We start from the raw sequence: 20,902 nt of genomic DNA, 5'->3' as shown, positions 1-20,902 counted from the left end.
ACGGACCGATGGTGGAGCATCTGAGCTGCGCCTCAAAAAGCTTTGTTGGCTGCTCAGGCCGGTTGGATCGCCACCGCTTTCAGCACGGCTTCCAGCTTCGCGCGCAGTGCATCATCGTCGCAGTGAGCCAGTGCGTCTTGCAGTACCTCGCGCGCCCGCTCGTCGCGGCCGAACCGTTCGGCCAGCAGCAGGCCCGCGTCCAGTGACCAGGCCGGCATCATCCGATCGCGCGGCCATGCGGCAATGGCCGCAAGCAGGCCATCGGTCGCCAGCTGGAACTGCCCGGCCATCTTCGCGCGCTCGGCCAGCAAGGTGGCTTGCTCAGGCGTCAGCGGGGTGAACGTGGAGTCGCCATCCAGCGCTTCGCGCTGCAACCCGAGCGCGCGACGCTCCTGTCTTTCCTGCAGCAGACGATTGATGTACTGGCGGGTGTGCTCGCGCAGTTCGTCGTTGCGACGGTGTTGACGCAGCAGGCGCTGATACAGCTCGTGCACCGCCAGGCTCACCGCACGCGAACGCACCGCCGCGCGCAGTGTCTGGAATGCTTCCTCGGAATGGCCATCGCGCACGTACTGTTCTGCTTCGTCGAGCAGGCGCTGATCCGGGTCTTCGCGCTCGGACGCCGCGCCGCCGCTGGGAACGTAGCCCAGTTCTTCGTGGTACTGGTACACCAGATAACCCATCAGGTGGAAGCTGGCGAACAGGCTCCAGATCGAGGCAATCACGATCGTCGCCTCGCGCACGATCGGCGGCAGAGACTTCACCGCGATGAAGATCGCTGCGGTAGCGCTGCCCTGGATCACGTACAGCAAACCGTATGCGGCCAGATACGGCCAGCCGATGCGCAGAGCCATGTCGATCGACACGGCCGGGTTGAGGGCGCGGCGCAGGCTGCCGTCGATGGCCAGTGCAATCATCATGCCCGGCAGCAGCAACTGCACCACCAGGTACGCGATGGTCAGGCCGGGCTTGCCCGCCAGCACGCCTGCCGCACCGATGACGATGCCCAGCGCAAACGCCAGCAGGATCAGCCGCAGCACCGCGCTGTCGAAGCTGTTGTAGCCCAGCCGCGGAGCATCGGCTTGCCCGTCGGCGGTATGGCGCAGGATGTCGAAGGCATAGGTGTAGGTGGCCATGCCGAGCACTCCGGCAATCACCAGTTTCAGGATGCCCGGCAGCACCAGCAGCGCGCTGCACAGCGTCAGTGCAATCAATGCGTAAAGCGCCGAGCCGCGCAGCGGATAGCTGGCAATGGCAGGAATGCGGGTCCAGAACGGTGCCGGCGCGGTCTGCGCGGCCACCTTGCGTGCGCGAAAACGGTCTTCCATGACGCTCCCCAGGCGTGTGATGTGAACGGATTGTGCGGTGGCGCGTGCCGTCGCGCAATTGGGGCAGGGCGAATCAACTGAGTCTGGAATGGCCAATGCTTGGCGGCATGTCGCCGGCACGGCCTGGATATTTGCTGGCCCCGCTGGGCGGGTGTCGGTGCCGGTATTGCATCGGGACGTGTCAGGTCTCCGATGGCATGATGCGTGTATCGACGGGCCGCCGATGCACTATGTGCGTCATTGCCTGACGCGCCGGCTGAGCGGTAGGTAACATGGTGGCCCGCCGCAATCCTTGCGGCCCGTACGGGCGACCGGGCGCGCCGCGTCCCGGCACTGCCATCGCTCGCATCACAAGGAGTGTCGCTTGAATCCATCCGCCACCGGCAACCCGCAGGTCCGCATTCGCAGCATCGATGTGCTCTCGGACAATTGGTACGTGCTGCGCAAGGTCACGTTCGATTTTCAGCGCAAGGACGGCCGCTGGCAGACCCTATCGCGCGAGGCCTACGATCGTGGCAATGGCGCCACCATCCTGCTGTATAGCCGTGCCAGGCAGACGGTGATGCTCACCCGCCAGTTCCGTTTGCCGACGCTGCTCAACGGCAACCCCGACGGCATGCTGATCGAAGCCTGCGCCGGCCTGCTGGATATGGACGATCCGCAGACCTGTATCCGCAAGGAAACCGAAGAGGAAACCGGCTACCGGATCGACAACGTGCGCAAGGTGTTCGAGGCGTTCATGAGCCCGGGCTCGGTAACCGAGCGTCTGTATTTCTTTGTCGGCGAATACTTCGACGGCGACAAGGTCGGCGAGGGCGGCGGGCTCGAAGAAGACGGCGAGGAGATCGAGGTGCTGGAACTGTCCCTCGACTCCGCGCTGGCGATGATCGCTACCGGTGAGATCGCCGATGCCAAGACCATCATGTTGCTGCAATACGCCAAGTTGCATGGTGTGCTGGGCTAAGCAGTGAGCATCGTTAGTGTGGATCGCTGGCAGCTTTTCAGCTGCCGGCAGCGAAGGAATGCTGCAGTCAGCGAATGCGTTTAAGTTGCTTATCGACGTATTCGGATGCTCCACCGCTCTCACAGTCGGACCCGTCCTGCGATAGCAAGCTGGCAACCTTGAGCTTGGGGTCGCCATTTGCGTCGATGCGAAAGCCATAGAGTGGATAAGAGGAAATCGTGCGCTTTGGATCCGGTTCTCTTTCCAGCACAAGACAGCTACCCGCTATCTCGTCGATCCACCAGGTGCTGCGCAGTGTCACGGTACGCTTGCGATAGTCCGGGTCCCGCCCGGACAGGCACGTGTACTTTAGGGTGTAGCGGTGGCTGTCCTAGTCACCTTTGATTGCCTCTAACCGCAAATCTGCAATAGCGGTGGGGCAGTCGAGTCGATCCACTGCGACCTGCAGCCTGCCTACATAATGTCCGGCGAGAAAATGTTGGCGGCGTAATGGCCATTGGATCGGGCCATAGTTGGAACCCGGTGTGTAGTCGTAGTCAGGATTGTGTTGCTGTTTCTGTGCGACGCTCGGGGTGGCAGCCAGGACAATCACTGCAACCCCGCCGAAATGGAGCCATGTCTTGCGCATAGCGTTCGTCCTTGTTGTTTGTCACTGCGATCAGCGCTTCCCACCGAAGATGCTGCCGAAGATACCGCGCACGATCTGCTGGCCGATCCTGTTGCCGATCGTACGCGAGGTCTGCTTGGCCATCGTCTCAAGCATGCCCTGGCGGCGGCTGGTGCCGAACACCGCGTCCTTGACCGCCTTGCCGAAGCCGCTGTCTTGCGCGTCGTCATCCGCGCTGGTGCGCGTCGGCGGTGCGGCGTTATGTTCGGCGACCTGCTCGACGCGGCGCGCCAGCAGCTCGGCGGCCGATTCACGGTCGATCGCGGTGTCGTAGCGGGTGCCGACCGGGCTGGCGGCGCGCACCTGCGTGCGCTCGGTCTCGCTGATGGCACCCATGCGGCAGCGTGGCGGGGCGATCACGGTCTGCTGCACCGGTGCCGGCACGCCCTTGCCGTGCAGTGGCGACACCAGTGCCTCGCCGGTGCCGAGGCTGGAGATCGCCGTGGCCACATCGAGCCTGGGATTGGCCACGAAGGTCTGCGCCGCGGTCCTGACCGCCTTCTGGTCGCGCGGGGTGAACGCGCGCAAGGCATGCTGCACGCGATTACCCAATTGGCCGAGGATGTTGTCCGGAATGTCGTCGGGAAACTGCGAGCAGACATACACGCCCACGCCCTTTGAGCGGATCAGCCGGACCACCTGCTCGATCCGCTGCACCAGTGCGGCCGGCGCGTCGTCGAACAGCAGGTGCGCTTCGTCGAACACGAACACCAGCTTGGGTTGTTCCAGATCGCCTACCTCGGGCAAACGTTCGAACAGTTCCGACAACAGCCACAGCAGGAAGGTGGAATACAGTTTCGGCTTGAGGACCAGTTGGTTGGCCGCCAGGATGCCGATCACGCCACGGCCGTCCGGCGCCACGCGCATCAGGTCGGCCAGTTCCAGCGCCGGCTCGCCGAAGAAGTGCTCGCCGCCGTCCTGCGCCAGGCGCAGCAGGGCACGCTGGATCGCCGCCACCGACTGGCTGGAGACCAGGCCATAGCTGGTGGACAGTTCCTTGCGCTCCTGGACCACCAGTGCGAGCAGTGCGCGCAGGTCGTCCAGGTCCAGCAACAGCAGGCCACGGTCATCGGCCAGCTTGAACACGATGTCGAGCACGCCGGACTGGGTATCGTTGAGTTCCAGGATGCGCGCCAGCAGGGTAGGGCCCATCTCACTGACGGTGGTGCGCACCGGATGCCCGAGCTGGCCGTACAGGTCCCAGAACACCACCGGGCTGGCGGCCGGCGCGTAGTCGGCGATGCCGATCTCCGTGGCGCGCTGCAGCACGCCGGCGGCGCCATCGCCGGCCATCGCCAGGCCGGCGACATCACCTTTCACATCGGCCAGGAACACCGGTACGCCCATGCGCGAGAAGCCTTCGGCCAGGGTCATCAGGGTCACGGTCTTGCCGGTGCCGGTGGCGCCGGCCACCAGCCCGTGGCGGTTACCGAAGCGTCCTTCCAGCACGACCGGGATGTCGTCGGTGACGCCTTTGCCGAGCAGGAACGAGGCCATTGCGCAGGTCCGGTGGGAAAAGCCGGATTCTAGCGGGCAACGTGGCTGGCCAAATCGCGCGGGGGCGACCCCGTACTTTGGTCGGCCGGTCCGCTGCCAATCGCCAGCAGGCAGTTCGACGCCGCCGGTTTGACAGACGCTGACCGCCAGTGGCTGCGGGCATTCCACGCGCCGGGCGCAACGGCCAAGCTAACGGCCCACTGACCCTGCCGCCTCCACCGCCTTGCCCCGGTGTTGCCCCGGCGGCTACCCTGCCTGCCTTTCCGCTGTACTGCCTACGATGCCGCTCGCTCATTTTGGTTTGCGCCCATGGCCGGTTCTGGTCGTGGTGGCGCTGATGTCTGTCGTCCCCGCTGCCCACGCCATTTCCAAACGCGACACGGAGAAGGCGGCCGTGCTCGATGCCCGCATGGCCGCCGCCGAAAAGCGTTATCGCGATGCGCTGGTGCTGGTGAACAACTCCGACCCCAAGGGCACTGCCGAAGGCGATGCCGCGCTGGAAGACATGGAAGACGTCATCGACGCCTGCATCAAGCAGCGCGGCTGCCTGGTCGCCAATCAGCTGGCCACCTACAAGCGCCTACTGAAGGCGCGCGCCGATGCCGAGGCCCCGGCCGCCGAGGATCCGGAAGACGACGACACGCTGCTGCAGGCCGACCCGGACCACCTCGGCCCGGCGGCCAACGGCGTGCCCGAGGCGGCGCGTGCGGCCACGTTGCTCAACGACCAGCGCCACGATTTCGACAAGATGGTGCAGTACAACCCCGCGGTGCAGGCCGGCATCCGCCGCTGGCTCACCGACATGCGCCCGGCGCTGCTGACCAGCTACGAGAACTACAGCAACCTGCGCGGGGTGATGTGGCCGGAATGGCAGAAACGCGGCCTGCCCGAGGCGCTGCTGTTCGGCATCATGGCCAAGGAATCTAACGGCAAGGTGCACGCGAGCTCGCGCGCCGGTGCGGCTGGGTTGATGCAGTTCATGCCCGCCACCGGGCGTCGCTTCGGGCTGGGCCCGGACGGCACCGGCTTCGACACGCGCTTTGATGCACGCAGCGCCGCCGAAGCCAGCGCCGCCTACCTCAACGAGCGCATGGCCGGGCTCAACCGCAACATCGAACTGGCGCTGGCCGCCTATAACGGCGGCGAAGGCCGCGCCGCGCGCGTGTTCACGCAGAGCGGCGGGCGCGGGTTCTGGGAGCAGGACGTCTACAACCAGTTCCCGGCCGAAACCAAGGACTACGTGCCGATGGTGATCGCGGCGGCCTGGATCTTCCTGCACCCGCGCCAGTACGGCGTGGACTTCGCCAAGCTCGACGCGCAGCCGGCCACGCTGAAGCTGGCCAAGTCCACCACCATCTACGAGCTCACCATCTGCCTGGGCAGCATGGGCACGCGCGACGGCTACATGCGCGCATTGCGCAACCTCAACCCGCGCTACGAATCCGATGGCTGGATTCCGGCCGGCACCGTCATCAACGCCACCAACCGCATCGCCAGCCTGTACACGCGCTATTGCGTCAGCGGCCCGCGCGCGGACCTGGCGCGCACGCTGATCACCGCCGACCTCAACAGCGCGATCGTGCGCAGCAGCGGCGCTCCGGAATACGTGCCAAGCGTGGCGGTGGGCGATGTCAGCCCGATGGCCGGCGTGCCGACCACCGTGGCCACCGGTCAGCCGGCGATCGCCAAGCCCAAGGCCAGGCAGGCGCGCAGCTACACCATCGCCAGGGGCGACACGCTCGGCCGCGTCGCGCAGAAATACCAGTGCGAAATCAAGGAACTGGCCAAGGCCAATGGCCTGAAGGCGCCGTCGTACGCGCTCAAGCCGGGGCAGAGCATCAAGCTGGCCGGCTGCGATCGCTGACCAGCGCGTGCAGTCCCACGCCGGTTAGAGCATTGGCCAGCCGCTTCGGCGAGCGGCGCCGAGCCGCGCTCCGTTAGAAGCGGTAGGGCGCCCCGTAGGAGCGGACCTGGCCGCGACGAAGCAGTCCGGGTAGTTCCAGCGCAGGCAAGGCAGTTCCGAATCGGAGGCTGGAGTCAGAAAGGCGCAAGCGCCCCAAGCCTCACTGCGAATGCCACGTCGCGGTCGGGCCCGCTCCTACAACCGCATCGTTCTTGTTGGGAGCCGGAGTGGGCATCGGTCTTGTAGCGAGCGAGCCTGGCGGCGATGACACCGTCACGGCGGCGTTTCGTCGCGGACCCATTGCTCCTGTATCGGAGTAGGCCATCGAGCTGACCAGCGGCGATCGTCGGCCAGCGCAGGCAAGCCTACCGCATCGGGCCACTGCGCCGGGCTGCGCCCTTGTAGGAGCGGACCTGGCCGCGACGAAGCGGTCCAGGTAGTTCCAGCGTGGGCGAGGACGCTCTACATCGGAGGCTGGGAGGGCAACATGCGCCTGCGCAGTGAACGTCGTCGAGAAGGCCCTGTCGCGGTCAGGCCCGCTCCTACGAGGGCGTCGCTGTTGCATCACTGCAACCGAAGCGGGCAATCGCAGGCGCGCGGCGGTGATCAGCCCACTTCGCGACGTGCGAGCGCTTGCCCCAGGCGAACCGCCGTCTCTGCAGCAAGTCCGCCTTCGAGCTTGGCGACACCTGGCGGCAGCAGCACGATCACGGTCGAGCCGTAGTTGAAGCGCGCCATCTCCGCAAACCGCTCCAGCACGATGCCCTTGCCGCGATAATCGGTGCGCGTGACGCGGTCGCCATAACGCGGGATCTCCACGCCGCTCCACACCGTTTCCACGCCCGATACCAGCAGCGCACCCACCATCACCGAGGCCATCGGGCCGAAGTCGGTGTCGAAGTGGCAGACCAGGCGCTCGTTGCGCGCGAACAGCCGCGGCACATTGCGCACCGCATCCGGTCCCACGCTGAACAGGCGGCCGGGCACATGCACGGTTTCGCGCAGGGTGCCGGTCCACGGCATATGCACGCGGTGGTAATCCTTGGGCGAGAGATAGACGGTGGCAAACAGGCCATCGGTGAACGGCTGCGCGGCTTCGGCGTCGCCGAGCAATTCGGCGGCAGTGAACGACTGCCCCTTGGCCTGGAAGATGCGGCCGTTCTCGATCGGGCCGAGCTGGCTGATGCGGCCGTCGGCAGGCATCAGCAGCGCCGCAGGGTCGGCATCGGGCACGCGTGCGCCCGGCTTCAACGCGCGGGTGAAAAATGCATTGAAGGTGGGATAGGCGCGCGGGTCCGGCTCCAGTGCTTCGCTCAGGTCCACGCCGAACTTGCGCGTGATCGTGTCGATCAACCACTGCTTGGTGGATGGCGTGTCGGAATAGGCCAGCGCGCGCGCCAGCGAGGACAGCAACCGGTGCGGCAGCACGTAGGTCAGGGAAGTGACGAGACTCACGGAGCGGTTACCTTGGTCAGTTGCTGGAGGTCGGCGGCGATCGCCTTGGGGTCGAGCGGGGGACGGATCAGCCCGGCCAGGCGGCCCTGCGGGTCGAGCACGGCGATGCCGGCCGAGTGATCCATGCTGTAGTCGTTGGGATTTTCCGCAAAGCCCTTGCCCGGCACCTTCTGGAACACGAAGCCCAGCGCGGTGGCAAAGCGCTGCAGCGCCGGCACGTCGGCGGTGGCGGCCAGGGTGTCCTTGTGGAAGGCATGCGCGTAGTCGCCCAGGCGTGCCGGCGGATCGCGCTGCGGGTCCACCGACACGAACAGCACGCGCGGGCGCAGGCCGTCGGGGATGGTTTCCCATTGCTGCTGCGCCACCGCCAGGTCCGTCAGCGTGGTCGGGCAGACATCCGGGCAGAAGGTGAAACCCAAAAACACCAGCGTCCAATGTCCCTTCAGCTCGCCGGGCACCAGCTGGGTGCCGTCGGACTGGCGCAGGCTGAACTGCGGCAGGGTGCGTGGCTGCGGATAGAAGGTGATGGTCCGGGTGGGCGGCCACGGCGAGCTGGGCGCGGCGCCGAGGAACTTCTGGCCCAGCAACAGCCCCAGGCCGGCGGCCAGCGCCACCAGCAGCACGATGCCGGTATTGCGATTGAACATGGCGGTTTCCAGTGCAACGGACGCTCATGATACCGATCCGACCTCTATAATCGTGGGCCGATTCCTCTTTAGTTGTTGCCATGACTGCCGCCGCGGCCGACGAACTGCACACCATCATCGACCTGATCCGCTACGGCACCAGCCGTTTCAATGCAGCCGGTCTGACTTTCGGCCATAGCTACGACAATGCGCTGGACGAGGCCACCCAGCTGGTCCTGCACAGCCTGCACCTGCCGCACGATCTGGGCCCGGCCTATGGCCAGGCGCGTCTGCTGCGTTCGGAAAAGCAGCAGGTGCTGGGCTTGTTCGAGCGCCGCATCAACGAGCGCGTGCCGGCCGCGTACCTGACCGGCGAGGCCTGGTTCGCCGGGCTCAGTTTCAAGAGCGATGTGCGCGCGCTGGTGCCGCGTTCGCCGATCGCCGAGTTGATCGAAGCCGGCTTCGAACCCTGGCTGGGCGGCCGCGAAGTCACCCGCGCGCTGGACCTGTGCACCGGGTCGGGCTGTATCGCCATCGCCATGGGCCACTACAACCCGCAGTGGGACGTGGACGGCGTGGACATCAGCGACGACGCGCTGGCACTGGCCGCCGAAAACAAGGCGCGCCTGCATGCCGACAACGTCACCCTGCTCAAATCGGACCTGTTCGCCGGGCTGGGCGGCCGCCAGTACGACCTGATCGTCACCAACCCGCCGTATGTCACCAACGACGAAACCGACGCGCTGCCGCAGGAGTATTCCTACGAGCCGGAGCTGGGGTTGCGCGCGGGCGACGATGGCCTGGATCTGGTGCTGAAGATCCTGCGCGATGCGCCGCAGCACCTCAGCGAAGACGGTCTGCTGATCTGCGAAGTGGGCGAGTCCGAGCAGCATCTGATCAAGCTGCTGCCGGAAGTGGATCTGGCCTGGGTCGAGTTCAAGGTCGGGCAGATGGGCATCTTCGCGGTCGAATGCCGCGAACTGATCGCGCACGGCGCGCGCATCGCCGAGCTGGCCAGTGCGCGCTGAGTCGTCCACAACGCGGCCGCAGCTGGGCGATCTGCTGTTGCTGCTGCCGGTGTCCATCTTCGGCGTCGGCATTCCGCTCGGCCTGGTCGACGTGGTGTACCGCCTGTTCGACCCGATGTACGGCGGTCCCTTGCCACAGCGCTTGTTGAGGGCGGGGGCGGAGATCGGCTTCGGCCTGATGGCGTTTTTCGGCCTGGTGTCGGCGTGGATCGTGGTGGTCAGTTCGGATGCGGCCTTGCGTGCGCATCGGCGCCGCACGCTCATTGTGGCACTCGGCCTGCTGGTCGGAACTGGCGTTGCGCTGCACCTGCTCGCCGATTGGCTGCTGAGTGGGCGCATTAAGCTGGATGTCTTTGCGCTGGTGTTCAGCGGCCTGTTGGCGGTGGCACCGATGCTGGTGGCGGCACGTCACCTGCCGCGCATCCTGCGCGCCACGCCACCTGCTGCAATGTTGAGAGGATGCCGTCATGGGCAGTAACAGTTTCGGCCGCCTGTTGACGGTCACCACCTTCGGCGAGTCGCATGGGCCGGCGATCGGCTGCGTGGTCGACGGTTGCCCGCCGGGCCTGGAGATCGCGCCGGAAGACTTCACCCACGATCTGCAGCGGCGTGCCTCCGGCAAGAGCCGGCACACCTCGGCACGCCGCGAAGCCGACGATATCGAGATCCTGTCCGGCGTCTACGAAGGCCGCACCACCGGCACGCCGATCGGCCTGCTGATCCGCAATACCGATCAGCGCAGCAAGGACTACAGCAACATCGCCCAGCAGTTCCGTCCCGGGCACGCGGACTACAGCTATTGGCAGAAGTACGGCATCCGCGATCCGCGCGGCGGTGGGCGCTCGTCCGCGCGCGAGACCACCATGCGCGTGGCCGCCGGGGTGATCGCCAAGAAGTGGCTCAGGCAGCGCTACGGCGTGCTGGTGCGCGGATTTCTATCGCAGCTGGGCGAGATCCGCCCGACCGGTTTCGACTGGAATGCGGTCGAGGACAATCCGTTCTTCTGGCCGCATGCCGAGCAGGTGCCGGAGCTGGAAACCTACATGGACGCGCTGCGCAAGTCCGGCGATTCGGTCGGTGCGCGCGTGGACGTGGTGGCCGGCGGCGTGCCGGCGGGCTGGGGCGAGCCGATTTACGGCAAGCTCGATGCCGAACTGGCCGCCGCCCTGATGAGCATCAACGCGGTCAAGGGCGTGGAGATCGGCGACGGCTTCGCCAGCGCCGCGCAGAAGGGCACCGAGCACCGCGACCTGATCACCCCGGAAGGCTTCCTCAGCAATCATGCCGGCGGCATCCTGGGCGGCATTTCCACCGGCCAGGCGATCACCGCCTCGATGGTGCTCAAGCCAACCTCCAGTCTGCGCCTGCCCGGCGCGACCGTGGATGCGGATGGCGCCGTGGTCGATGTGATCACCACCGGCCGCCACGACCCTTGCGTCGGCATCCGCGCCACCCCGATCGCCGAGGCGATGATGGCATTGGTGCTGATGGACCAGGCCTTGCGTCATCGCGCCCAGTGTGGCGATGTCGGCGAGGTGGCGCCACGTATTCCTGGTCAGGTCGATGTCTGAAGCAACGCGCCCCAAGGTGTGGGTCAGCCAGCCGCTGTTCGACGATGTCGTCGCGCAGCTGGGCGAACATTTCGAGCTGACCACCACCGAGCGCGTCACTGCGTATTCGCCGGCCGACCTGGCCGCGCGGCTGGCATCGCTGGACGGTGCCTTGATCACCCTCAACGAGCGTATCGGCGCGGCGGAAATCGGCTCCGCGCCGCGGCTGCGTGCGATCGCCAATGTCGGGGTGGGCTACAACAACCTGGATCTGGACGCACTCAGTGCAGCCGGCATCCTGGCCAGCAACACGCCGGATGTACTGACCGAGACCACGGCCGATCTCGGCTTTGCAGTCCTGATGGCCACCGCGCGCCGCATCACCGAAGCCGAGCGCTGGTTGCGCGACGGGCAGTGGGGGCAGTGGTCGTTCAAGACCATGCTCGGCGCCGATATCCACGGCAGCACGCTGGGCATCCTGGGCATGGGCCGGATCGGGCAGGGCATCGCCCGCCGTGGCGCGCACGGCTTTGGCATGCGCGTGCTGTATCACAACCGCAGCCAGCTGCCGGCCGCCACCGAACAGGCGCTCGGCGCGCGGTACGTGGACTTCGACACGCTGCTGGCGCAGTCCGATCACCTGGTCCTGGTGCTGCCGTACACCAAGGAGTCGCATCACATCATCGATGCCGCCGCGCTGGGCAAGATGCGCGCGAGCGCCACGCTGGTGAACATCGCGCGCGGTGGCTTGGTCGATGAAATCGCGCTGGCCGATGCGCTCGCCAATGGGCGCCTGGCCGCTGCCGGCCTGGATGTCTATGAAGGCGAACCTGCGGTCCGTCCTGAACTACTGGCCCTGCACAACGTCGTGCTCACCCCGCATATCGGCAGCGCCAGCCTGGCCACGCGCCGCGCAATGGTGCAGCTGGCGGTGGACAACCTGATTGCCGCGCTGGGCAAAGGCCCCAATGCCGGCCATCCGCCGAGCGCGCTGAATGCCGATGCGGTGGCCGCTGCCAAACAGGCCGGCGTGCGCGATGGCGAAGCGACCAACACCGGCGCCGGCAAAACCACCACGACCAAACGATAGGGAACCTCCGCGGCCAGCTTTGGAGGTTCCCCGAACCCACTGCGCAAGCGCGTTCCCCTCTTTCCCCATTCGATAAAGACAATCTCATGAGCAACGAAAACCGTCGTTTCAACGTCGCGGTCGTGGGCGCCACCGGCGCTGTCGGCGAGACCATGCTGAGCATCCTGGCCGAGCGCAACTTCCCGGTCGCCACCCTGTACGCGCTGGCCTCGGCGCGCTCGGCCGGCGGGCAGGTCGAGTTCAATGGCGGCAAGGTCGATGTGCTGGATCTGGCCGACTTCGACCCCACCGGCGTGGACATCGCGCTGTTTTCCGCGGGCGGCAGCGTGTCCAAGGAGTACGGCCCCAAGTTCGCCGCCGCCGGCGCGGTGGTGATCGATAATTCCTCCGCGTTCCGTTACGACGACGACGTGCCGCTGGTGGTCTCGGAGGTCAATCCCGAAGCGCTGAAGCAGCGTCCGCGCGGCATCGTCGCCAACCCCAATTGCTCGACCATGCAGATGCTGGTCGCGCTCGGCCCGATCCATCGCAAGTACGGCATCGAGCGCATCAATGTGGCGACCTACCAGTCGGTCTCCGGCGGCGGGCGTTCGGCGATGGAAGAGCTGGGCAAGCAGACCAGCGAGCTGCTGAGCTTCCAGCAGATCGACCCGCAGCGTTTCCCGGTGCAGATCGCCTTCAACCTGATTCCGCACATCGACGACTTCCAGGACAACGGCTACACCAAGGAAGAGATGAAGCTGGTCTGGGAGACGCGCAAGATCCTGGGCGATGACTCCATCCAGGTGAACCCCACCGCCGTGCGCGTGCCGGTGTTCTACGGGCACTCTGAAGCGGTGGCGATCGAAACCCGCGAAAAGATCACCGTCGACGAAGCGCGCGCGCTGCTGTCCGCATCGCCCGGCGTGGAAGTGGTGGACGAGCGCAAGCCTGGCGGCTACCCGACCCCGGTCACGCACGCGTCCGGCAAGGACGCGGTGTTCGTCGGCCGCATCCGTGAGGACCTGTCGCATCCGCGCGGCCTGAACCTGTGGATCGTGTCGGACAACATCCGCAAGGGCGCCGCCCTCAACGCCGTGCAGCTGGCCGAGCTGGTCGCCCAGGAAGGCTGACCACCATAGCCAGTAGGAGCGCACTTGTGCGCGATGGAGCTGTCCCGGTGAAGCCTCATCGCGCACAAGTGCGCTCCTACCAACGCGCTGCCGATGGCCTGCTGCATGGGTGTCGCATCGCGGTATCGCCACGGCATGCGCGCTCTGCACGGGGGCGCCGACTTTTTCGCCCATGCAGCGGCTATATTGATGCCCATGAAACATAGGGGCGGGGGCGCGATGCGTCCGATACAAGGGATAGGTGCGCTGCTGCTGATGGCCTGCAGCGGCGCTGCAATGGCGTTGGGCCTGGGCGATATCCGGGTGCTGTCCCGGCCGGGGCAGCCATTGGTGGCCGAGATTCCGGTCATCTCCAACGAGCCGGGCGAACTCGACAACGCACGCGTGGCGCTGGCATCGGCCACCACGTTTGCACGGGTCGGCCTGGAGCGCCCGCAGGGCCTGGTCAGCAACCTGCAGTTCCAGTTCGCGCAGGACGCGCGCGGGCGTGCGGTGATCCGCGTGACCAGCAGCCAGGCAGTGGACCAGCCGGCGATCAACTTCCTGATCGAGGTGGAGTGGGGCCAGGGCCGGCTGGTGCGCGAGTATTCCGCACTGGTCGATGCGCCCAATACCGCGGCTGCGATCGCCGGTCCTTCCATCGAGGCGCCGCGCGCCGGGGCCAGCAATGCCATCGCACGTGAGCCGGCCGCCGCGCCCGCAGCCGTTGCCGGACGCGCCGGGCAGGCTGCCGACGCAGTGGCGCCCGGCACACGTTCCGGCACGCGCGCAGCCGCGCCGGCGCCGGCCGGCGATGCGCTGCCGGCGGTGCGCTCGGGCCAGACCTTGTCCGAAATCGCTGCCGCCGTGGCCCGTTCCAACGGGCATTCGCTCGACCAGACCATGCTGGCGTTGCTGCGCACCAACCCGGATGCCTTCATCGACGGCAACATCAATCGCTTGAAGCAGGGTGCGGTGCTGCGCACCCCGCAGGAAGATGCGCTGGCGCAGGTCGGCGCTGCCGAGGCGGCGGTGATGGTGCGCGAGCAGGCCGCGCAGTGGCGACAGGCGCGCGCAGCGATTCCGCAGCCGGCCGAGGCCGGTGCAGCCGCTGCAACGCCGGCACCTGCCGCAGCTGCTGCGACGTCGGCAGGTGCCGGCGCGCGGCTCGAGATCGCCCCGGCAGTGGCGAGTCAGACCAACCAGGCCGGCGCCACGTCCGGCACCAGTGCCGAAGGCGAGGGCGACATGGCGGCCAACCAACAGTTGCAACAGGCCAGGGAAGACATCGCCACCCGCGATGCGGAATTGCAGGATCTGCGCACCCGCGTGGCCGATCTGGAGAAGCTCAAGCAGCAACAGCAAGCCTTGATCGCAATGAAGGACACCGACCTGGCGGCCGCGCAGAAGCGCTTGTCCGAAACGCCGGCCGCGGCACAGCAGGGTGGCGGTTTTCCACTGTGGTTGATCGGCGGGCTGGTGTTGCTCGTCGCGGCGGTCGTCGCCTGGCTGGCGGCACGCCGGCGCAAGCCCTCGCCGCTGCCGCCGTTGCCGCAGCGTCAGTTCGACATCGTGCCTGCCGGCGCCGCGGCAGACGCCGTGGCGCTGCAGGACGATGCACAGGCCACCGTGCCCAGCGAGCACGATGTGCTGCATGAAACCGAATTCGAGCAGGCCGACCTGCGCGAAGACGAGCGCGCCTACCAGGCGCAGCAGCCGCTGTCCGATGTGTTGCGTCGCGAACCGCTGCTGTCCGAGCCTGTCGCAGCGCCGTCGGTGGTTGCCAGCGAGGATTGGCGCTCGCTGCGTGCGACGCCGCCAGCGCCTCCGGTGGTGCAGCCGGAGTTCGTTGCGCCTGAGGAACCGGTGCCGGAGCAGGTGAGGTCCGCGCCTGCGGAGCTTCCGTACGGCCAGCCGCAGGACGTAGACGCCACGCGCGCCGGTAGCGATCGCGCGCCGGGCGTGCCGCTTGCGTCGGTCGCCACGCAGGACAGTCCGGAGATCGACCCGGTGCCTATCGCCCCGGCCGCTGCGCCCAGCGCGGTGAGCACCAGGGGGTTCGTCTCTGCAGGCCGCGATCGTCTGGAACTGGCCGTGGCCTACATGGATCTCGGCGACACGGACACCGCGCGTGGCTTGTTGCTGGAGGTGGCTGCAACCGGCGATGAGGCCACCCGCGCCGAAGCCGCCGAACTTCTGGAGCGGCTGGCATGAGCCCGGCGCTGGACAGCCTGGCCGCCGCACAGGCCGCCGCACGCGAGCGCCGCATCGATTACGTGGAATTTGCCTCGCTCGATCTGGATGCCAGCCGCGCGTTTTTCGAAACCGTGTTCGGCTGGCAGTTTCAGGCTTATGGTCCGGATTATCTGGCCTTCAATGACGGTCGTCTGGACGGTGGTTTCTATCGCGCCACTTCGGCAGCGTCGGCAGATGCGGGTCCGCTGATCGTGCTGTATGCCGACGCGCTGGAACCCATGAGCGAGCGCGTACGCGCTGCCGGTGGCGAGATCGTCAAGCCGGTGTTCGATTTTCCCGGCGGCAGCCGGTTTCATTTCCGCGAGCCGGGCGGTAACACGCTGGCGGTGTGGTCCGAGCGCGCCGTCGGCTAGTCCGCGCACGCTCCATCGATTCGACAACAGGCAGGTTCCGATGCGTTACGCGCTGGGCGTGGAGTACGACGGCAGCGAGTTCCAGGGCTGGCAGCAGTTGGGTGAGCAGGGTGGGCCGAGCGTGCAGGCCAGCCTGCAGGCGGCGCTGTCCTCGGTGGCCGATGCCCCGGTGCAGGTGGTATGCGCAGGCCGCACCGATGCCGGCGTGCATGGCGAGTGCCAGGTGGTGCATTTCGACAGCGATGCGCACCGCGCGCCGCGTGGCTGGATGCTGGGCACCACCGCGCGCCTGCCGCCTTCGATCGCGGTGCGCTGGTGCGTACCAGCGGCCGCCGACTTCCACGCGCGGTTTTCCGCGCGCGCACGCCGTTACCGGTATCGCCTGCTCAACCGGCAGATACGCCCGGCGCTGTATCGCCAGACCTTGAGCTGGGAACGCCGCCCGCTGGATGCCGATGCCATGCACGCGGCCGCGCAGGCGTTATTGGGCGAGAACGACTTCAGCGCATTCCGCAGCGTGCAATGCCAGGCCTTGCACGCACGCCGCAACCTGCAGGCCATCAGCGTGCAACGCATCGGCGAGGTGGTGGAGGTGCAGGTCCAGGCCAATGCATTCCTTCATCACATGGTGCGGAATATTGTTGGCTCGCTGATCCTGATCGGAACCGGGGAACAACCGGGCGACTGGATCGCGACGTTGCTGGCCGGTCGCGACCGCACGGTGGCCGGGCCGACAGCGCCGCCACAAGGTCTGGTCTTCATCGGGCCGTTGTATTCCGCAGAGTGGCATCTGCCCGCTGAGGTAACCCAATGAATCGATCGCTGTACCGCACCCGTATCAAGTTCTGTGGCATGACCCGCGCCGGTGATATTCGACTGGCCGGCGAGCTGGGTGTGGACGCGGTGGGGTTCATTTTTGCGCATGGCAGCCCGCGCCGCGTGGCGCCGGCCGAGGCGCGCGCAATGCGCCAGGCCACCGCGCCGATGGTCGATGTGGTGGCCTTGTTCCGCAACAATTCCAAGGAAGAAGTGCGCGAAGTGGTGCGTACCGTGCGCCCGACCTTGCTGCAGTTTCATGGCGAGGAAGACGACGCGTTCTGCCGCAGCTTCAACCTGCCGTATCTCAAGGCCATACCGATGGGCAGCACGGGCATGAACGGCGAGGACGCCAACGCGCGGACCTTGCAGCTCGCCTATCCCAATACCGCCGGTTTCCTGTTCGACAGCCATGCGCCCGGCGCCGGTGGCGGTACCGGCAAGACCTTCGATTGGTCGCGGCTGCCGACCGGCCTGCATCGCCCGTTTCTGCTGGCGGGCGGCATCACCGCCGACAACGTGTTCGATGCGATCGTGGCGACGCTGCCGTGGGGCGTGGACGTGTCCAGCGGCGTGGAGCTGGCGCCGGGGATCAAGGACGGCCACATGATGCGCAAGTTCGTCGAAGAAGTGCGCCGGGCCGATTGCCACGAGATGGGGTGAGTTGGGGGGGGGGCGGGAATCGGGAATCGGGATTGGGGAATCGGGGCAGGCAGTCTGCTTCGTGGGTTTGATTGCTCTTGAGGTCTTCGATTTCCCGGTGATTGCTTGGCCGCTTGTTTCGTCGGTCGGGACGATTTGAGAGTTCCGATTAGGCGCTTGCGGCATCCATGGTGTGCTGTTGATCCTCTGAAAGTGCATGACGGAACCAGCCGGCGAGCTGTTCGATGCGCGGATCGGGGTTGCGCCTTGCGGCGCACAGCACCCAGCGGCCGCGCGTCGGCGTAAAGCCCCAGGGCGCCAGCAGGCGCCCGGCGGCCAGGTCCGCGGCAACCAGCGGTTGCGGTGCGATCGCCACGCCCAGGCCGGCCGCGGCCGCCTCCAGCAGATAGACCAGATGTTCGAATTCGGTGCCGAAGCCCAGCGCCTCGGGTGCCAGACCGTGGCGTTGCGCCCATTCCGGCCAGGCCTGCGGGCGCGAGCGGGTATGCAGCAAGGCGTGGTCGAGCAGGGCGGTCGCCGCGCTGCCATCGAGCCGGGTGGCCGATGCCAGCTGCGGGCTCAGCACCGGGCCGATCCACTCCACGCCCAGCTCGTGCACCTGCCACTCGCCTGGCCACGGCGGGGTGTCCAGCAGCAAGGCCGCATCCAGGCCATCCAGGTCCGGACCGGGCGCCTGTTCATTGGCCGACAAATGCAGGCGCAGCTGCGGCAGATCCCGCTGCAGCCTGCCCAGCCGCGGGATGACCCAGCGCGCGAGCAGGCTGCCGGAGCAGCCCAGCACCAGCGGCGCCTCGCTGGTGGGGCGCCGCAACGCTGCCCAGGTGTCGCCGATCAGCGCAAAGCCTTCGCCGGTGGCATCACGCAGCCTGGCGCCGGCAGGCGTGAGCACCAGGCCGCGGCCCTGGCGGGTGAACAGCGCCGTGCCCAGCGCCTGTTCCAGCGAGCGCACGTGCCGGCTGATGGCGCCATGGGTCACGTGCAGCTCCTGCGCGGCCCGGCTGACGCTCTGCAGACGTGCGGCGGATTCGAACGCGCGCAGCGCTGCCAGCGGCGGAAGCAGTGTGCTCATATGTGAGTCCAGATCACAGGTTGCGGCAATCTTATCGATTTATCGCACGCCGTGGCTGCGCTACAGTAATGCCTCATGTACGACCGCATCGCTGCAGAGGATTCCCATGTCGGCCCAGCCCATCAGTGACTTTTACGCCTATCCGGACGCTGCCGGCCATTTCGGCAAGTTCGGTGGCCGGTTTGTCGCCGAGACCTTGATCGGCCCCTTGCAGGAGCTGTCTGCCGCCTACGACCAGGCGCGCCAGGATCCGGCCTTCATTGCCGAATACGACAAGGATCTCAAGCACTACGTCGGCCGGCCCAGCCCGATCTATCACGCCGAGCGCCTGAGCCGCGAAGTGGGCGGCGCGCAGATCCTGCTCAAGCGCGAAGACCTCAACCACACCGGCGCGCACAAGATCAACAACACCATCGGCCAGGCCTTGCTGGCCAGCCGCATGGGCAAGACCCGCATCATTGCCGAGACCGGCGCCGGCCAGCATGGCGTGGCCAGCGCCACGGTGGCCGCGCGGCTGGGCCTGGAATGCGTGGTCTACATGGGTGCCACCGACATCGAGCGGCAGAAGATCAACGTCTACCGCATGAAGCTGCTCGGTGCGACCGTGATACCGGTGACCTCCGGCTCGGCCACGCTCAAGGACGCGCTCAACGAAGCGATGCGCGACTGGGTCACCAACGTGCAGGACACCTTCTACATCATCGGCACCGTGGCCGGCCCGGATCCGTATCCGCGCATGGTGCGCGACTTCAACGCGATTGTCGGCCGCGAAGCGCGCGCGCAGATGCTGGAAGATTTCGGCCGCCTGCCGGATGCGCTCAGCGCCTGCGTCGGCGGCGGCAGCAATGCGATCGGCCTGTTCCATGCCTTCCTCAACGACCCAAGTGTCAAGATCTACGGCGCCGAAGCGGCCGGCGACGGCATCGCAACCGGCCGTCATGCGGCGTCGATCGCGGCCGGGCGCCCCGGCGTCCTGCATGGCAATCGCACCTATGTGATCTGCGACGACGACGGCCAGATCACCGAAACCCATTCGATTTCTGCGGGGCTGGATTACCCGGGCGTGGGCCCAGAGCATTCGTTCCTGTCCGACAGCGGGCGTGCGGTCTACCAGGGCATCACCGACGACGAAGCGATGGCCGCCTTCCATCTGCTGGCGCATACCGAAGGCATCCTGGCCGCACTCGAATCCAGCCATGCAGTGGCGCAGTCGATCAAGCTCGCGCGCGAGATGCCCAAGGACGCGCTGATCCTGTGCAACCTGTCCGGCAGGGGCGACAAGGACGTGCACACCATCGCCGCACGCGAAGGCGTGCAGGTCTGATGCCGCTGCGGCGCGTCACCGTGACCGCGCTAGCCGACCAGCCGGGCGAACAGGACCTGCTGTTCGCCTGGCTCGACCGCTGGGCGCCGCAGATCCGCACGTGTTCGGAAAACAGCGGCTGCGGCTGCTGCCTGGACAGTTTCGACCTTGAGGTCGAGGCCCAGGCATTGACCGAATTGCCGGCCACGATGTACCAGGACATCCATTGAGGCGGTCGCACCGCCTCTAACAATTGCAAGGTCTTTCAATGCGTCGTATCGACCAAACCTTCCAGCGTCTGCGTGCCGATGGCCGCAAGGCGCTCATCCCCTTCATCACCGCCGGCGATCCGTCGCTGGAAGCCACCGTGCCGGTGATGCATGCGCTGGTGCGCGCCGGTGCCGATGTCATCGAACTCGGCGTGCCGTTTTCCGACCCGATGGCCGACGGCCCCACCATCCAGCGCAGCTCCGAGCGCGCGCTGGGCCGTGGTGCCGGCCTGGCCTATGTGCTGGAAGCGGTGCACGAGTTCCGCCGTGAGGACGCCACCACGCCGGTGGTGCTGATGGGCTACCTCAACCCGATCGAGATCCACGGCCCCCGGCGCTTCGCCGAAGCCGCCGTCGCTGCCGGCGTGGATGGCCTGCTCCTGGTCGATCTGCCGCCCGAAGAGGCGGATGAGACCCGCGTGATCTTCACCGAGGTCGGCCTGGCGCTGATTGCGCTGGCGTCGCCGACCACCAGCGAGCAGCGCCTGGACATGCTGTGCAGCAGCGCCCAGGGCTATCTGTACTACGTCAGCTTCGCCGGCGTCACCGGCGCCTCGAACCTGCTCGACACCCATGCCGCCAGCGACCGCCTGCGCCAGCTGCGCCGGCGTGCCGGCGCCCCGGTGGTGGCCGGTTTCGGCATCAAGGACGCCGCCAGCGCCGCCGCCATGGCCGTCGACGCCGACGGCGTGGTGGTCGGCAGCGCGCTGGTCGCCGCGCTGGCCGAAGCCACCGATGTCCGCAGTGCCCGCGAACGCGCCGAGGCTTTCCTGGCCCCGCTGCGGCAGGCGCTCGACCAGGCCTGACACCACAGCCTCTCTGCGCCTGCGGGCGAGAAGGGTACACCTGGCGCGCCACCGGCACGCCAGCCTTGGAGCGGCCGCGCGGCAAGCGCGGGCCGGGCCACCCGGGCCCGCATTTAGCCTGCGCGCTACCTCGGCTTTCCCGCAGCGCGTTAGACTGTCGCCCCTCTG

The 20,902-nt window shown here is 67.1% G+C and carries 19 protein-coding genes and 1 pseudogene; 14 read left to right on the top strand and 6 right to left on the bottom strand.

Annotation, left to right across the window (positions count from 1 at the left end; translation table 11 throughout):
- Window positions 1-53 precede the first annotated feature (53 nt).
- Window positions 54-1,328, bottom strand: coding sequence for a hypothetical protein (locus tag CPBF1521_RS15500; RefSeq protein WP_181901255.1), 1,275 nt, complete (start codon window positions 1,326-1,328; stop codon window positions 54-56).
- 364 nt (window positions 1,329-1,692) lie between these two features.
- Between CPBF1521_RS15500 and nudK the strand changes: the two genes are divergently transcribed.
- Window positions 1,693-2,292, top strand: coding sequence for a GDP-mannose pyrophosphatase NudK (gene nudK / locus CPBF1521_RS15495; RefSeq protein WP_104648030.1), 600 nt, complete (start codon window positions 1,693-1,695; stop codon window positions 2,290-2,292).
- A 67-nt stretch (window positions 2,293-2,359) separates the two neighbouring features.
- Here the strand turns inward: nudK and CPBF1521_RS15490 are convergent.
- Both CPBF1521_RS15490 and CPBF1521_RS15485 read right to left on the bottom strand, forming a co-directional pair.
- A pseudogene (locus CPBF1521_RS15490) lies at window positions 2,360-2,920 on the bottom strand (hypothetical protein).
- Between the two features lie 30 nt (window positions 2,921-2,950).
- Window positions 2,951-4,456 carry a helicase HerA-like domain-containing protein gene (locus CPBF1521_RS15485; protein WP_115677553.1) on the bottom strand — a complete coding sequence of 502 codons (1,506 nt, stop codon included), beginning with the start codon at window positions 4,454-4,456 and terminating at the stop codon, window positions 2,951-2,953.
- Between the two features lie 280 nt (window positions 4,457-4,736).
- On the opposite strand from CPBF1521_RS15485, the gene CPBF1521_RS15475 reads away from it, so the two are divergent.
- Window positions 4,737-6,320 carry a transglycosylase SLT domain-containing protein gene (locus tag CPBF1521_RS15475; RefSeq protein WP_104581940.1) on the top strand — a complete coding sequence of 528 codons (1,584 nt, stop codon included), beginning with the start codon at window positions 4,737-4,739 and terminating at the stop codon, window positions 6,318-6,320.
- A gap of 645 nt (window positions 6,321-6,965) precedes the next feature.
- Here the strand turns inward: CPBF1521_RS15475 and asd are convergent.
- Both asd and CPBF1521_RS15465 read right to left on the bottom strand, forming a co-directional pair.
- Window positions 6,966-7,814: an archaetidylserine decarboxylase gene (asd, locus tag CPBF1521_RS15470; protein ID WP_115677551.1), complete on the bottom strand. Its 849-nt coding sequence runs from the start codon at window positions 7,812-7,814 to the stop codon at window positions 6,966-6,968.
- Window positions 7,811-8,461 (bottom strand): SCO family protein, encoded by a 651-nt coding sequence (locus tag CPBF1521_RS15465; RefSeq protein WP_115677550.1) that lies wholly within the window; start codon window positions 8,459-8,461, stop codon window positions 7,811-7,813. Before CPBF1521_RS15465 ends, asd begins: the two co-directional genes overlap by 4 nt.
- Before the next feature lie 80 nt (window positions 8,462-8,541).
- On the opposite strand from CPBF1521_RS15465, the gene prmB reads away from it, so the two are divergent.
- From prmB to CPBF1521_RS15420, 9 genes are all read left to right on the top strand, one after another.
- A complete protein-coding gene (prmB, locus tag CPBF1521_RS15460) occupies window positions 8,542-9,468 on the top strand; it encodes a 50S ribosomal protein L3 N(5)-glutamine methyltransferase (protein ID WP_115677549.1) in 927 nt (308 codons plus the stop codon).
- The gene (locus CPBF1521_RS15455; protein ID WP_115677548.1) at window positions 9,458-9,946 is read left to right on the top strand and encodes a hypothetical protein; all 489 of its coding nucleotides are present in this window, start codon (window positions 9,458-9,460) and stop codon (window positions 9,944-9,946) included. Before prmB ends, CPBF1521_RS15455 begins: the two co-directional genes overlap by 11 nt.
- Window positions 9,936-11,039: a chorismate synthase gene (aroC, locus tag CPBF1521_RS15450; RefSeq protein ID WP_104648025.1), complete on the top strand. Its 1,104-nt coding sequence runs from the start codon at window positions 9,936-9,938 to the stop codon at window positions 11,037-11,039. Before CPBF1521_RS15455 ends, aroC begins: the two co-directional genes overlap by 11 nt.
- On the top strand, window positions 11,032-12,108 hold the full coding sequence (locus tag CPBF1521_RS15445) for a 2-hydroxyacid dehydrogenase (protein ID WP_115677547.1): 1,077 nt from the start codon (window positions 11,032-11,034) through the stop codon (window positions 12,106-12,108). Before aroC ends, CPBF1521_RS15445 begins: the two co-directional genes overlap by 8 nt.
- Window positions 12,109-12,194: 86 nt before the next feature.
- The gene (locus tag CPBF1521_RS15440; RefSeq protein ID WP_115677546.1) at window positions 12,195-13,220 is read left to right on the top strand and encodes an aspartate-semialdehyde dehydrogenase; all 1,026 of its coding nucleotides are present in this window, start codon (window positions 12,195-12,197) and stop codon (window positions 13,218-13,220) included.
- A gap of 219 nt (window positions 13,221-13,439) precedes the next feature.
- The gene (locus tag CPBF1521_RS15435; protein ID WP_181901254.1) at window positions 13,440-15,413 is read left to right on the top strand and encodes a motility hub landmark protein FimV; all 1,974 of its coding nucleotides are present in this window, start codon (window positions 13,440-13,442) and stop codon (window positions 15,411-15,413) included.
- Window positions 15,410-15,808, top strand: a complete 399-nt coding sequence (locus tag CPBF1521_RS15430) for a VOC family protein (RefSeq protein WP_115677544.1) — start codon at window positions 15,410-15,412, stop codon at window positions 15,806-15,808. Before CPBF1521_RS15435 ends, CPBF1521_RS15430 begins: the two co-directional genes overlap by 4 nt.
- 40 nt (window positions 15,809-15,848) lie before the next feature.
- Window positions 15,849-16,622 (top strand): tRNA pseudouridine(38-40) synthase TruA, encoded by a 774-nt coding sequence (truA, locus tag CPBF1521_RS15425; protein ID WP_115677543.1) that lies wholly within the window; start codon window positions 15,849-15,851, stop codon window positions 16,620-16,622.
- On the top strand, window positions 16,619-17,287 hold the full coding sequence (locus CPBF1521_RS15420) for a phosphoribosylanthranilate isomerase (RefSeq protein ID WP_104581949.1): 669 nt from the start codon (window positions 16,619-16,621) through the stop codon (window positions 17,285-17,287). The genes truA and CPBF1521_RS15420 overlap by 4 nt, the downstream gene beginning before the upstream one ends.
- A gap of 148 nt (window positions 17,288-17,435) precedes the next feature.
- Here the strand turns inward: CPBF1521_RS15420 and CPBF1521_RS15415 are convergent, their stop codons facing one another.
- Window positions 17,436-18,356, bottom strand: coding sequence for a LysR family transcriptional regulator (locus CPBF1521_RS15415; RefSeq protein WP_115677542.1), 921 nt, complete (start codon window positions 18,354-18,356; stop codon window positions 17,436-17,438).
- Between the two features lie 106 nt (window positions 18,357-18,462).
- On the opposite strand from CPBF1521_RS15415, the gene trpB reads away from it, so the two are divergent.
- Genes trpB through trpA form a run of 3 tightly spaced genes read left to right on the top strand, consistent with a single transcriptional unit; the run spans window position 18,463 to window position 20,734 of the window.
- Window positions 18,463-19,680, top strand: coding sequence for a tryptophan synthase subunit beta (gene trpB, locus CPBF1521_RS15410; RefSeq protein ID WP_115677541.1), 1,218 nt, complete (start codon window positions 18,463-18,465; stop codon window positions 19,678-19,680).
- Complete coding sequence (locus CPBF1521_RS15405) at window positions 19,680-19,889, top strand: hypothetical protein (protein ID WP_104581952.1); 210 nt, start codon at window positions 19,680-19,682, stop codon at window positions 19,887-19,889. The genes trpB and CPBF1521_RS15405 overlap by 1 nt, the downstream gene beginning before the upstream one ends.
- A gap of 38 nt (window positions 19,890-19,927) precedes the next feature.
- Entirely contained in the window at window positions 19,928-20,734 is an 807-nt protein-coding gene (gene trpA, locus CPBF1521_RS15400; RefSeq protein WP_115677540.1) for a tryptophan synthase subunit alpha, read from the top strand.
- Window positions 20,735-20,902: the final 168 nt, after the last annotated feature.

Origin of the sequence: Xanthomonas euroxanthea (assembly GCF_900476395.1) — a bacterium.
GTDB classification, from domain to species: domain Bacteria; phylum Pseudomonadota; class Gammaproteobacteria; order Xanthomonadales; family Xanthomonadaceae; genus Xanthomonas; species Xanthomonas euroxanthea.
This window is presented reverse-complemented; position numbering and strand designations above follow the sequence as displayed.